6 protein-coding genes and 1 pseudogene are annotated in these 15,236 nt (G+C 40.5%); 3 read left to right on the top strand and 4 right to left on the bottom strand.

Annotated features, from left to right (window positions below; all coding sequences use genetic code 11):
* The first annotated feature begins 80 nt into the window (after window positions 1-80).
* Window positions 81-7,466: a LamG-like jellyroll fold domain-containing protein gene (locus FK178_RS00125; RefSeq protein ID WP_146829839.1), complete on the top strand. Its 7,386-nt coding sequence runs from the start codon at window positions 81-83 to the stop codon at window positions 7,464-7,466.
* A 56-nt stretch (window positions 7,467-7,522) separates the two neighbouring features.
* Here FK178_RS00125 and FK178_RS00120 read toward each other — a convergent pair whose 3' ends face one another.
* The 3 genes and pseudogenes from FK178_RS00120 to rsmG form a co-directional block, all read right to left on the bottom strand.
* The gene (locus FK178_RS00120; RefSeq protein ID WP_146829837.1) at window positions 7,523-9,019 is read right to left on the bottom strand and encodes an FAD-dependent oxidoreductase; all 1,497 of its coding nucleotides are present in this window, start codon (window positions 9,017-9,019) and stop codon (window positions 7,523-7,525) included.
* 196 nt (window positions 9,020-9,215) lie between these two features.
* Window positions 9,216-9,701: a YciE/YciF ferroxidase family protein gene (locus FK178_RS00115; RefSeq protein WP_146829835.1), complete on the bottom strand. Its 486-nt coding sequence runs from the start codon at window positions 9,699-9,701 to the stop codon at window positions 9,216-9,218.
* A 110-nt stretch (window positions 9,702-9,811) separates the two neighbouring features.
* Window positions 9,812-10,440 (bottom strand): annotated as a pseudogene (gene rsmG / locus FK178_RS00110) (16S rRNA (guanine(527)-N(7))-methyltransferase RsmG).
* A gap of 105 nt (window positions 10,441-10,545) precedes the next feature.
* Here rsmG and FK178_RS00105 point away from each other — a divergent pair.
* Window positions 10,546-11,655, top strand: a complete 1,110-nt coding sequence (locus tag FK178_RS00105) for a fatty acid desaturase family protein (RefSeq protein ID WP_146829833.1) — start codon at window positions 10,546-10,548, stop codon at window positions 11,653-11,655.
* 22 nt (window positions 11,656-11,677) lie between these two features.
* Entirely contained in the window at window positions 11,678-12,871 is a 1,194-nt protein-coding gene (locus FK178_RS00100) for a pyridoxal phosphate-dependent aminotransferase (RefSeq protein ID WP_146829831.1), read from the top strand.
* A 144-nt stretch (window positions 12,872-13,015) separates the two neighbouring features.
* On the opposite strand, the gene FK178_RS00095 is transcribed toward FK178_RS00100, so the two are convergent.
* Window positions 13,016-15,142 carry a transglycosylase domain-containing protein gene (locus FK178_RS00095; protein ID WP_146829829.1) on the bottom strand — a complete coding sequence of 709 codons (2,127 nt, stop codon included), beginning with the start codon at window positions 15,140-15,142 and terminating at the stop codon, window positions 13,016-13,018.
* Window positions 15,143-15,236 lie beyond the last annotated feature (94 nt).

Here is a 15,236-nt window from a genome sequence, read left to right as displayed (position 1 = left end):
TAATCGGTAAATTTTTGACCTAATTCCCTTATTTCTAATTTTTTATATATAATTTTACAAATTATTATAAATGTTAGCGTATGGGAAAAATTACTCCGCGCGTAAAAGCTATTCTTGTTATTATAACATTTCTGGGTTTTACCAATTTTATCTTATCGGAAACCAGGGTTAATTTTTCAGAGATCAGTTTTACTAAGATTTCTGAGAAGGTTTCATCCTTGCTCGCTCCTGATGCTTTGCCCCAGGCCGATGCTCCCCTTGAGCAACGGGCCAAAATAATTCCTGTAGCCACATTTGAAGCTGCAGGAGTAAGGTCTTCTTTAAAGAGCGCCTCAAGCCCGGCTATAACCGTGGGCGAAATTACACATGCCACTTGTTCCGGTAACAATGATGGAGCGATTAATATTTCAGTGAGTGGGGGTACAGAACCTTATACCTATTTATGGAGCTCTGGTCAAACAACTCAAAACATTTCCGGCCTTGCTCCGGGAAAATATACTGTAACTGTAACAGATTCTCAAGATGTTGCTACAACATCTTCAGAAATTGAAATCACTGTTAAAGACGACACAAATCCGAATGCCATAACCCAGAACATTACAGTACAGCTGGATGCCAACGGACAAACAACCATAACCGCCGCCGATGTTGATAATGGCTCCAATGATGCATGCGGAATTGCATCCCTTCAAGTAAATCCTAATACCTTTGACTGCTCTAATGTAGGAGCAAATACCGTTACTTTATCCGTAACAGATGAAAATGGAAATACAAATTCTGCAGAAGCAACTGTTACAGTAGAAGATAAAGTAGCCCCTCTGGTTAGCACAAAAAACATTACTGTTCAGTTAGATACCAACGGAACGGCTAGTATCGGCGAGGATGCAGTCAATGACGGGAGTACCGATTCCTGTGGAGGACTTACTTATTCTACTGACAAAACTTCTTTTGATTGTTCTAATGTTGGAGCAAATACCGTTACCTTAACTGTAACAGATGAAAATGGAAATACAGGTTCTGCAGAAGCAATCGTAACAGTAGAAGATAAAGTAGCCCCTGTAGTTAATACAAAAAATATCACTATTCAGTTAGATGCCAACGGAACAGCTACAATTACCCAGGATGCAGTCAATGACGGGAGTACCGATTCCTGTGGCGGACTTACATTTTCCACCGACAAAACTTCTTTTGATTGTTCCAATGTGGGGCCAAATACCGTTACCTTAACTGTAACAGATGAAAATGGAAATACAAGTACTGGCCAGGCTACAGTAAATGTGGAGGATAAAGTTGCCCCGGTAGTCAATACAAAAAACATTACAGTTCAGTTAGATGCCAACGGAGCAGCTACAATTACCCAGGATGCAGTCAATGACGGGAGTACAGATTCCTGTGGCGCACTTACATTTTCTACTGACAAAACTTCTTTTGATTGTTCCAATGTTGGGGCCAATACCGTTACTTTATCGGCAACAGATAAAAACGGAAATCCGGCTTCAAAAACTGCTGTGGTAACCGTTGAGGATACTATAATCCCTGTGATAGCCCCTGCAGCTGATATCAATGCCAATACCGATGCAGGAGTGTGTTCTGCCTCAATAAATATTACAGCGCCCGCAGTAAGCGATAATTGTACGGTTGCTACTCCTTCCGGGAGCAGGAGTGACAATAAATCCTTGTCTGATCCTTTTCCTACAGGGGAAACCATCATCACCTGGACCGCAACAGATGATAATGGCAATGGCGCTGCGCCTGTTACCCAGAAAATAATTGTAAAAGACAATGAAGCACCTGTAGTTCCCACCCTGGAAAATATCACCTGGGGATGTGCTTATACAATCGCTGTTCCCGTTGCAATTGATAATTGCGATAATGAGATCACAGCTACCGGAAACAGGTCCACAACTTTTACCTCTTCGGGTGAGATCACCTGGACCTTTACAGATGCAGCTGGCAACACCTCAACCGTAAAACAGCTTATTACCATTAATCCCCTTTCAGTTACTGTTCAGAAAAAGGATATAGTATGTTTTGGAGCTGCAAACGGAACTGCTGAAGCGATAGTTTCGGGCGGGGTTGGACCTTTCACGTATAATTGGGGAACGGCAGGAAACACAGCCAAAGTTGAAAATCTAACTCCGGGAGATTATTCTGTAACAGTAACCGATAGCAATGGTTGTGAAGTTGCTGCCCAGGTAACAATTATTCAGCCGGAACAATTGGATGCCGCTTTCACCAATACAAGTGTGACCTGTAATGGGAATAAGGATGGCATTATAAGTATTACCGATCCAAGTGGAGGATTTGGGAATTATGAATATAGTATCAACGGAACGAACTGGCAACAAAGCGGCACGTTTTCTAATTTAACGGGCGGCACCTATTCGGTTCAAATTCGGGATGCACAAAATCCGGGTTGTATTGTGGTTCTGGAATCTAATTTGGAACTGGAAGAACCACAGGAAATGCAAATGACCGATGCTACTTCAACACCTGCCACATGTTTCGGTGCAAGTGATGGTACAGCAACGGCAGGAACTGTATCTGGCGGGAACGGCAATTATCAATTTTCTATTGATAATTCAAATTTTAGCGATTCCAAAATCTTTACCGGATTGCCGGCAGGGACCCATACCATCTTTGTAAAGGACAGTAAAGGCTGTTCCCTGCAAAAGACCGTTACAATAAGCCAACCCGGCGTTCTTAACGGTACAGTGACAAGGACCAATGTGAGTTGTTTTAACGGTAATGACGGAAAGATCACCATTACCAACCCTACAGGAGGAAAGGGAACATTTGAATATAGTATAAATGGTACAACGTGGCAAACCTCAGGGAATTTTACAGGCCTTAGTAAAGGTTCTTACAATGTGCAAATACGTGATAAAGCTTCTCCAGCCTGCTTTATTACCCTAAAGGAAAATTATGAAATTACACAACCTGCAGCACCCCTTAGTGCTGAAGTAGCTATCACGAGAACTACCACTTATGGTACAGCCACAGGAACTGCTACTGCAAATCCAACAGGGGGAACCGCAGGGTATACCTATGAATGGAGAAAAGTAGGTGAGTCAAATATTCTACAATCCACGAAAACTGCCACCAGCCTATTAGCCGGAAATTACGAACTTACGGTTAAAGATACGAAAGGATGCACCTTTAAGAAGGCATTTACAATTATAGATGCAATGGAAGCATTTATTATTTCGAGAAACCTTTGTGAGGGGGATGAATTAACCATAAGAACGTCCTATTTTGAAGTTGAAAATGGAAAGGCACGGGGTGGAGTTGGACCTTATCTTTATAACTGGGACTTTGGCACAGCTGCCGTTGACCCTTTAAGATCGGGCATCGGTGAACATAAGGTTTTTTATAATGATACAGGTAATAAAACAATTACCTTAACTGTCACTGACAGCACAGGAGAGGTTTATACTACAACACAACAACAGTATATAGGGAAATGTTATGAACCCTGTGGTAAATCAGAGAACATAGAATTTAATCCAAACGACATCTACGTTGGTGATAGTGCGGGCACACGCTTGGATTTGCAAAATAGTTGTAATGACAACGTACCTAAATATATATATCTGGCTGTTTCAAAAAGTGCTAATGCCTATAATCCATATGTAGAGATAGTATACGTAGTGAAGAATTTCTTGGGTGCAGGTACCACAAAAACAACATTTGTTTCAGGTTGTAGGTTAGGGGCCGATATTGATGATTATAGTCCGGAAGGAAATAAGACAAACAAAGTGGGCAACTTCGTTCGATTCACTCTTTCCCCCATAGAATTTAAATGTGGGGATGTCCTTGAAATTGAAAATTTTTATATAACCTGGACAAATGTATCTAAAAAAACCTGTGGACAAAATAACAATGCATTTTGTTACTCCACTGCAGACCCTGTAACTTTACCAACACAATTAAAAGCAGAAGCCACCGCAACTCCTATCCTTTGTAAGGGAGATAATTCTGGAATGATTTCAGTTAAGGCATCAGGGGGATTTGCTCCCTATGCATATAGTTTAACCGGAAATACTAACAACTACAGCACAAATAATCAATTTATCAATTTACCTGCTGGAAATTATACGGTATATGTAAGAGATGCAAGAGAAAATAAAACAACTGTGAATGTTACAGTTATTGAACCCACAACCTCAGTGTCAGCTACTACCTCTACCGTTTCTCCTGCTTGTTACGGTGAAACAGGTGAAGCCACGGTTATTCCTACAGGAGGTACTCCATTTACCGGAGCCACTTATCAATATCTATGGAATGATGCCCAGCAACAAACCACTGCTACGGCAATAGGATTAACCGCAGGAAATTATACAGTTACAGTTATAGATGCCAATGGTTGCCAGATCCTTAAAGAAGTTACGATTTCTGAACCGGAACAATTAAGCGTAGCCACCGCAGGTGAAGACCAAATTTTTAATTGCGGTAGCAACAGCACTTTTCTTAATGCCAACACTGCTGAAACCGGAGTGGGAACCTGGACTTTAGAATCCGGAACAGGTGGAACAATTGCAGATGCCAGCGACCCAAAATCTGAATTTACCGGGAGTGCCGATACTTACGTCCTAACCTGGACTATTGCTCACGAAGACGGCACCTGTAGCACCACAGACCAGGTGGAGATTACTTTTGTTGAAGACTGCAGCACGCTTGATTTTGACGGAGTAGATGACCATGTGGTTTTTGGTAATGATTATGGGCTTACTTCTGGTACCTTTAGCCTGGAAGCCTGGGTCAAATTGAAATCAACCAATGGTGTTAAAACCATTCTCTCTAAAAGAAATATGAGAAATCCTGGTGCCGGGGGATTTGATTTGGTTATAAACCAGGGAGCCCCTACTTTTAGATGGGGCAATAGCGCGGTTTCCTCCTCTTCACAACTCGGCACCCAAAGATGGTATCATATAGCCGTTATCTTCAAAGATGGAAGAGCCAATCTATATGTTGATGGGATTAGAGTAGGAAATGCTGCGGCTACAAATCCTGCATCCACAGCTTTCCCATTCATGATAGGTGCAGAATTTGATAACACCAACCCCGAAATTCCGCAAAATTACTTCCACGGCTGGATCGAGGAAGTGCGTATATGGAATACCGCGTTAACCGAGGAGCAACTGCGGTTCATGATGAACCAACGACTTGAGGTGGGTGTAAATCCTGTAAAAGGGACCGTGTTGCCATTAAATGTCCCGGGTAACCTAAGCTGGACCAGCCTGAGCGGATATTACCAGTTGCTGGTAAATGAAGCCAATAATGGAATTACAAAAGACAAAGCAGCCAATAAAGTTGACGGCCAATTAAAAAATATAACTACTCCCCAGGAAAATACCGCCCCGCTACCATATATTTCAGTTGCAGGTGGCCCGTGGAGAGATAATAATATTTGGGCCCAACCTGTAGTTTGGGATGTTCCCAACGCCAAGGGAATTAATAACGAGAACATTAACTGGAACATTGCCAGGATCAATCACGACATTACATCCGGCGGACATGATATTAATGTTTTAGGATTGCTTTCAGAAGGTGGAACTCTTACAGTTTCAAACCCGAATGAAGACCAGGATTGGGAAAATTCCGGGCAGGCATTAAGGGTTTCACATTACCTGAAACTTAATGGTAATATCAATCTTGTTGGTGAATCTCAACTTGTTCAAACAGATATTAAAACATCGGCTCAAATCAAGGATGCAACTGTAGAATTTCCGCAGACTATTACAAGTGTTCTCGATGCAACCAGCAGTGGTTTTATTGAGCGAGCACAACAGGGAACTGCAAACAGTTACAACTATAATTACTGGTCTTCACCTGTTTCTTTACAGGGAGCGGCCAATAATCCTACATACACGATTGGAGAGGTGATGTTGGATGGATCTCCCACTTCAAATTACGGTAAATCCCTTAGTTTTCATAACTGGCACGAGTATGCAGATGGCGCCTATGGGACCCCCCGAAAAATTAGTAATTACTGGTTGTTTAAATTCAGAGGTACGGCAAATGTCTACAGTGAATGGAAGCACATAGGCCATACCGGCATCCTTAATGCCGGGGAGGGATATACAATGAAAGGAACGTCCGGGAATGCGGCTATTTCAGACAGACAGAATTATGTATTTAAAGGAAAGCCAAATAACGGAACCATAACCCTGAACATTGGAAAAGACCAAAATTATCTGTTAGGTAACCCCTACCCTTCTGCTCTGGATGTTAATGAGTTCATACTCGACAACCTAAAAGATGTTACAGGAGGCCGTAATACCGTAAATGTATTCAATGGAGCGGTTTATTTCTGGGATCATTTTGCAGGAAAATCACATATCCTGAAAGAATATATTGGAGGTTATGCCACCAGGAACCTGTTGGACGGGGTACCAGCCGTATCAAATGATGAACGCATTAACGCCACAGATGATAAAAGCAATAATAAACCGGGACAATTTATTCCGGTTGCCCAGGGCTTTTTCATAAACACCTCCCTTGATCCTGAAACTTCCAATAATATAAGTGTTAACGGGGGAGATGTGATTTTCAGAAATTTCCAACGCGCTTTTGTAACCGAAAAGAATGCGGCGAATTCATTATTCCTGAGACCGGAAAATATTACCAAAAGAGATGAGAATAAAGACAGCAGGCAAAAAATTCGCCTGGACTTTAAATCTCCTATGGGATATAACCGTCAAATTCTTGTAGGGGTAGATCCTAATACCACCAATGGTTTTGACCTTGGTTATGATGCTCCTTTAAATGATAATAATTTGGAGGACATGTTCTGGATGATTGATAATAACCGCTTTGTAATACAAGGAGTTCCAGATTTTAATTTAACCCGCATCCTTAAATTAGGTGTGAAGATCAATAAGAAAACTCAATTTTCCATTAAAATAAATAACCTGGAAAATATTGATGATGACCTCAATATTTATATAAAGGATAATGTGGAAGAAACTTACCACGATCTCCGGAACAAGGAATTCAGGTTTATGATGGAACCCGGCACTTTTACTGATAGGTTTGAAATTGTATTCCAGATTGAAAAGGATACAGAGGAACCTCCGGTAACCGAAGAAGAAGAAGAAGAAGAAGAAGAAGAAGAAGAAGAAGAAGAAGAAGAAGAAGAAGAAGAAGAAGAAGAAGAACAGGGTACCACTCCTGATACCACAAAGCCTGAACCTTCACTTCCTGATACTGCTGTAGTAATTGGAAATCCAAATGTCTTTTATATGGAGGACAGCAGAGAATTGGTTGTTAAAAATCCGGAGCAGCATCTTATTACAAAGATCACTTTGCACAGTATGTCCGGCCAAATAATTGAAGAGTACACAAACATTGGCACTCAAAAGGAGATTAAATTGCCTGTGAGGAGTTACAGTTCTTCAGTATATGTTGTAAAAATGTTTACAGCACAAGGTATTATTCATAAAAAGATGATCATTAATAATTAGAATTGATTAGAAGAGGAGTTAATTGAAAGACCCGGAAAAATTTCCGGGTCTTTTTATTATTCCACCTTTTTCAAAGAAGCCAGTGCAGGTCCTTCAATAACCTCCCCTGAAGGGTCAAACCTGCTTCCGTGGCAAGGGCAATCCCAGCTTTCCTCTGCATTATTCCAGTGTACAATACAACCTAAATGGGTACATACCGCTGAAGTTACATTTATCTTTCCGGTGGTATCTTTATAAACTGCTACCTGGTGCCCATCTTTATGGATAACCCGGGCCTGCCCGGCAGGTATGTCCTTAATTTCCTTCAGGTCGGCAGTAAGCCAGCCCTTTAAAAATTCAAGGCTAACATCAACATTTTCCTTAATGAATTCCTTTGCAGCTTTTAGTGGCCGGTGCCTGGAAGCTTTAAATAATCCCGCATACTTATTCTCAATTCCATTAAGTTCATCTGTAATCAACATCGCTGCTAAAGTACCGTATACCAACCCATCTGTAGCAAAACCTGTAGCTACATATTGTTTTGATTTAGAATTTTTCTTTCCTATATAGGGCAAAAGATCTGCAGGTTTATAATTTTGGCCACCCCATTGATGGGTATACTCTTTTATACTAAACCGGGCTTCAAGGAATTCTTTAATTTCCCGTATGTGTTGTTCATTATCTTCTGCCTGCCCAACCTTGTGGGGTTTCCCAATGCAGAGCAAATAACTGTCTCCATTTCTCGTATAAGAACGTATGGAGAATTTTTGTGTATTATGGTATCCCCAGAAAATACCTTCAGGATAATTGGCAGGTTCACTGAGTTTCGCGGCAACTCCATATTCCCTGTAAGGCCCTAAAACGGTATGATATTGAACTTCTACACCTTTTGGAGTGTGGGTGGCATGAATTACATTTTTACATAACACCCTGCCTGCGGTTGTGGTGAGTAAAATTTCATTTTCCCCTTCATCTATTTCAGTTACTTTGGTGTTTTCATAAATAGTACAATTCTCCCCATTCACCTTGTTAGCAAGTCCCTGAACATAAAGCAGCGGATTAAACTGTGCCTGATCCTGAATTGCCATTCCTTTATCCAATTCAAAAGGGAAACCGGGACCAATAATCTCTGTGAACGGCAACCCTGCTTTTTCGGCAATTTTCACCTCATCCCTTAATTTATATGTAAAGGCATCTTCATACACATACATAGGCTGCCTTTTGTAATCGCAATCTATCTGAAACTCCTTAATATTTTTGTCAATGAGATTAAAAGCTTCGCCACGGGAAGCCAGAACCAGCCGTAAAACATCATTATTATACTTTTTGGCTATTGGTGATAACAGTTGATCTGTAATTAAATATAAATTTCCCGTGCTGTGACTTGAAGTGCCCTTTCCAACTTCCCGGGCTTCAAGTACAGCTACCTTAAACCCTGACTTTTTAAGAAGCAAAGCAGTGGTAATTCCTGTGATCCCTCCTCCTATTATCGCAATATCCACCTCAATAATTGTATTGAGGGAAGGGAATCCTGTACCCTTAGAAAAGGAATTCCATAAAGATTTTGTAAACATAAAACTTGAATTTTTGGTTATACATAAATTTAAATCTTAAACCCGCCAACGCCTTTTGCTTTAACTTTTTTAACTCGTTTCTGGGATTCTGTAACATTGATTTAACCAAAAATGGAAATTTGCGGAGAGGGCATAAAAAAAGACTGCCCGCTTTCCGGACAGTCTCTTTATTATTATTATTTAAGGTAGGAATATATTACTTGATAGCTTCCTTGTTTAAACGGCCTTCAGCCATTTTATTAAGGTCGGTATCTGCTTTTTGTTCCTCATCAAGGGATTTTTGAAGTTTTTTTGCAATGTCCTTATGGCCAAGTTCTTTGGCATAACGCACTGCGGTTCCATATGCAGAGATCTCGTAATGCTCTACTCTTTGCGCTTCAGCAATGATTCCTGCATCCCTAACATCCTCATCGGCTTTTTCCTTAAGGAAAGATTCTGCTTCCTCAATAAGACCTTTCATAGCCTTGCATTCTTCCCCCGTTGGTTTAATTCCAAGGTCAGAACAAACTTCTTTTAGTCGTTGTTTTTGCTCTTTGGTTTCTTCAAGATGGTCTTCAATGGCTTTCTTCAATTTAGAATCACTCGCCTTCTTTGCCATTTTTGGCAAAGCTTTGATCAATTGAGATTCTGCGCTATACAAGTCTTTTAACTGGTGTTCAAACAAATCACTTAAATTTTTCATTACTGTCTATTTTTTTTGGTTTAACCAAAGCTATTAAGCAAGTGATGAAAATTGAGTTAAATGAATAATAAAGATTTGTTGTAATTGTATTAAAGGCGGAAAAATTTTATTTATCCCTTAAATTTCACAGGAAGGTAAACCACCTTTTTAGTCTCGTAAAATTCCTCTTCAAAGTATTGACTCAAGGGAAATATTTGTGCTGTTTTATAGTTTTCCAACTCTTCCGTCAAATCTCCCCCTTTTAAATAAAGGATCCCGTTCTTCAATTCGTGAGTACTGGTTTTAGCAATCTTTCCTTTCACCCAGTGGACGAAGGTTGGCATTGCCGCGACAGCACGGCTTATAATGAAATCATATTGCCCCTTTACTTCCTCCACCCGTGCATTGGTGGTCTTTACATTTTTGAGCTGAAGGCCTTCGGCAACTTCCTGGACAACCTTTATTTTTTTTCCGATGGAGTCTACAAGGTGAAATTTGGTTTCAGGAAAGAGGATGGCCAGGGGAATACCGGGAAATCCCCCCCGGTCCCAACATCAATAATTTGAGCTCCCGGATTAAATCTCTGAATTTTGGCAATTCCCAGGGAATGAAGTACGTGTCTTAGGTAAAGCTCATCTATATCTTTGCGCGAGACGACATTTATCTTTAGGTTCCAGTCCTTATATAATTCCTGCAGGGCTGCAAACTGCTCCCTTTGTTCCCCGGAAATTTCAGGGAAGTATTTTTCTATTAACTCCAATTATTCTATTTTAATACAAAAGTATTAAATTGGCACGTTAATTTCACTACAATTGAATACGGGCAAAATATAATGTTTTACCTTTGATAAATTGAATTATACCTTATGCCTTTAAATCAAGATACAATACGCTTTTCCCGGATCGATTCCGCCAAATTCTTCAAAACATTAAATAAAAGAGTTAACGCCTATTTTAACGACAACAATATTTCACGTAGTGGAAACTGGAAACTTCACCTTAAAACAGTGATGATGTTTACCCTTTTCCTTGCTCCCTATTTCCTTATTTTAACCCTGGATATTTCCCAATGGTGGTTGTTGTTACTTACTGTGGTTATGGGTGCCGGAATGGCAGGAGTTGGGATGAATGTGATGCACGATGGGAATCATGGCTCCTATTCGTCTAAAAAATGGGTTAATAATTTTATGGGAGGGACTATTTATGTTCTCGCAGGAAACGTTTACAACTGGCAGGTGCAACATAATGTTTTACACCATACTTACACCAATATACATGGCCACGATGAAGACCTGGATGCGGGAAGGATCATCCGATTTTCGGAACATGCGCCCTGGTATAAATTTCATAAGTTCCAGCATTATTATTCGGTTTTCCTGTATGGGTTATTGACATTTAACTGGGCACTTACAACAGATTTTAAGCAGACTAAAAACTATTTATCCCGGAAGCTGTCTTACGGAAAACTTCCCAGCCCGGTAAAGCAATGGAGCATAATTGCAATCACTAAACTTATTTATGTTAGTATCTGGATTGTTATCCCTATTCTCTTTATGTCTATTGCCTGGTGGAAGATCCTTATAGGTTTTTTTGTAATGCATTATACTGCGGGACTTATTCTTAGTATTGTTTTTCAGTTGGCACATGTGGTTAATAAAACCCAAATGCCTATACCTGATAATACAGGCTCTATGAAAAACACATGGGCCATCCACCAGCTTTACACCACAGTAAATTTTGCCACAAAAAACAAAATTGTAAACTGGTTCACCGGCGGCCTAAACCACCAGGTAGAACATCATATTTTTCCCAATATCAGCCATATTCACTACACCAAAATCGCTAAAATTGTAAAGGAAACTGCCGCCGAGTGCAATTTGCCATATAACGAGTATAAAACCACCCGTGAGGCAATTATCGCCCATTTTACACATTTGAAAGAAATGGGGATGAAACCTGCTACCCTTTCAGCTTAAGTCATTTTATAACCAACTTTTTATGCAACAAAAATTATCTGATCGTATTAATAGCTTAGCAACTTCCCAAACCCTGGCAATGGCTGCCAAAACAAGGGAACTTAGGGAAGAAGGAAAAGATATAATAGGCCTTAGCCTTGGGGAACCCGATTTTAATACCCCGGACTTTATTAAAGAGGCTGCAATACAGGCAATCAACGATAATTATAATTCTTATACCCCGGTTGATGGGTATGTGGAATTAAAAGATGCGATTTCAAAAAAATTTAAACGGGACAATAACCTTACGTATAACAGGTCTCAAATTGTAGTATCAACCGGTGCCAAGCAATCACTTGCCAATATTGCAATGGTTATGATCAATCCCGGAGATGAAGTGCTTCTGCCTTGCCCTTATTGGGTAAGTTATGCCGAGCTCGTTAAACTTGCGGAAGGCATCCCTGTAGAAGTTCCCACCACGGTAGAAAGCAATTTTAAGATCACACCTGCCCAACTGGAAGCTGCTATTACCCCAAAAACAAAAATGATCTGGTATAGCTCTCCTTCCAATCCCAGCGGAATGGTTTACAGCAAAGAAGAATTAAGGGCCCTTGCCGATGTTTTGGTGAAGTATCCCGATATTATTGTGGTAAGCGATGAAATATACGAGCATATAAACTTCGTTGGCGCTCACGCTTCCATGGCCCAGTTTGAAGATATGTATGACAGGGTTGTTACCGTGAACGGAGTATCCAAAGCCTTTGCTATGACCGGGTGGAGAATTGGATATATTGGTGCCCCGGACTGGATTGCAAAAGCCTGTACCAAAATGCAGGGGCAAATTACCAGCGGAGCCAACTGTATTGCTCAAAGAGCGGTTATTACAGCTTTGGAAGCCCCGGTGAGCAGCATTAAATTCATGATAGACACCTTTAAATCCCGAAGGAAATTAATTATTTCCCTTCTGGATGAAATTAAAGGATTTAAAACTACAGAACCCGAAGGTGCATTTTATGTATTTCCGGATGTTTCCTACTTTTTTGGCAGAACCTTAAAAGGCCACCATATTAAGGACGCTACAGATTTCTCTATGTTCCTTCTGGAAGAAGCCCTTGTGGCCACGGTTACAGGAGATGCTTTTGGAAACCCTGAATGTATCAGGCTGTCCTATGCTGCCAGCGAAGCACAAATTGAAGAAGCGCTTAAAAGGATCAAAACAGCAGTTTCTGAAGCATAAATAACTCCTGTTTCAATAATTTAACTGGATATAAATTCTCCGGAATTAGTTTGGCAATCCAACCTTATTCTGGAGAATTTTTTGTGCTTTTCGATGTTATCATTCTGAAAACTAAGGCGGGTAGTTTCAAATTTTTGGGTGAAATTACTCGGGTTGTGGAGGTATTGCAATACTGTCTCTGGGAATAATAGAATTTTGAATGTTTAATGAATCTATTCCCGTATCTTGAATAGTATCCTTTACCGGCCGGGGAACATTTTTTCGGGAAGCACAGTCCATAAGTTTCATCACCTCTTTTGCCGGCTTTTTAAAATCCTGCTTCAAATAATGTTTGAAGGAATCGTCCTTGTTCAGCAATCTTAAGAATTCCCCAATGATGGGCAGTGCGGTATTGGATGCCTGCCCCAACTCCATTGTCTTAAAATGAATTGCGGGATTTTCTGCACCCACCCAGGCTCCTGTCACAAGATTGGAGGTAAAACCCATAAACCATCCATCTGCCTGAGATTGTGAAGTCCCGGTTTTACCGCCTATGTCATTATACAACTGGTAATCGTATCTTAGAGGGGCGGCAATTCCCTGGAAAACCACTCGTTTTAGCATTTCCACCATGATTTCTCCGGTCTTATAAGAGTATACCTGTTTCGTCTCTTTTCCCGGTAAAATATTTAAGGCATTACCTTCCCTGTCAACGATTTTAAGAATACTCATTTCCTGACTTGGTTTACCGTAGTTTGGAAAAGTGGTATATGCCCTGGCCATTTCCAGTAAAGAAAGTTCGGCTGTACCCAGTGACAAAGATGGAACTGCGGGAAGTTCGGTCTCAATTCCCATATTTTGGGCTAAATTTATAATCTTAGGTAAACCTGTTTTTTCCATAAGTTGTACCGTTACGGTATTTACAGAGGCCGCCAAGGCACCCCAAACACTAAATTCGCCCCCATAGATATAATCGGAATTTTTTGGCTCCCAATCTTCGTATTGAGGATATTTAATTAATTTGTTTGGATACAATTCGCAAGGGGAAATCCCATTTTCAACCGCAGCCGCAAATACAAAAGGTTTAAATGCACTTCCTACCTGTCTTTTGCTGGTTACATGGTCATACTGAAAATAATTCTCATTAATACCCCCTACATAAGCCTTAATATGCCCGGTGTTAGATTCCATTGCAATAAAACCCGCATGCAAAAACCTCAATGAATTCCTTATGGAATCTAATGGTGACATGCTTATGTTTCTTTCCCCCTCATGCGAGAAAACTTTCATTTCCAAAGGGATGTTCATACTATCAAGGATCTTAGCCTCAGCCAAGCCGGCTTTTTTCATGGCTTTATACCTGCCGGAGTTTTTAATGGCATTTGTAAAAACCACAGGGGCATCTTTCCAGGGATCTTCATTTTCCCATTGGCGGTCAAATTGAAACTGTAAGATCTTTAATCTTTTTGCAACAGCCTGTTCTGCATATTGCTGCATATCATAATTTAAGGAAGTGTAAATCTTAAGCCCGTCTTTATACAGATCATACTTTTTTCCGCTTGGCTTCCTGTTGTTTTCTAACCATTTATGCATCATTATACGCACGTACCCTGTGAAGTATTTCGCTTTTCCCTGGTGGCGGGTAAGCCGCTGGGGATTTGTAAGTAAAGGAATAGCCACCACCGAATCTTTAAATTCTTCGGAAATATATTTTTCCTGACTCATTAAATTCAGGACTACATCTCTTCTGTTTTTGGAAGCTTCAGGAAATTTTATGGGATTATAGGTATACGTAGCTTTTAACATTCCCACTAAAACTGCGCCCTGTTCTATGGTTAACTGCGGGGCTGAAGTGCTGAAAAACCGCTGGGAGGCACTTTCAATTCCAAATGCAGAGTCCCCAAAAGGCACGGTATTGAAGTAAAATTCAATAATTTGTTCTTTTGTAAAATGTTTTTCCAGCTTATAGGCCGCCACCATTTCTTCAAACTTGTTGAGGGGAGTTGACAAAAACCTATATGATTTTCGGGGAAAATAATTTTTCACCAATTGTTGTGAAATGGTACTTCCCCCTCCTGCGCTTTTATCCCCAAGGATCACCGTTTTTACCATAACCCGCATCAGGCTTTTCAGGTCAACGCCGGAATGCTCATAGAAACGGGCATCTTCAGAGGATATAAGGGCTTTCACCACATGTTCAGGAATAGATTCATACGGTATGTTTAGGCGGTTTTCTTTGTCAAAGCGATAAAGCAACACATTATCTATTGAATACACCTCTGAGGCTTCCATACTGCGAAAAAGCTTAACTTCCTCATTGGTAGGAACCCTCCCAAAAGAGCCATAATAAATGTAAAGTATTAGAATAACAAACAATATAATTAAG

This window comes from Antarcticibacterium arcticum (assembly GCF_007993795.1).
In the GTDB taxonomy this organism is placed as follows: Bacteria; Bacteroidota; Bacteroidia; order Flavobacteriales; family Flavobacteriaceae; genus Gillisia; species Gillisia arctica.
This window is presented reverse-complemented; position numbering and strand designations above follow the sequence as displayed.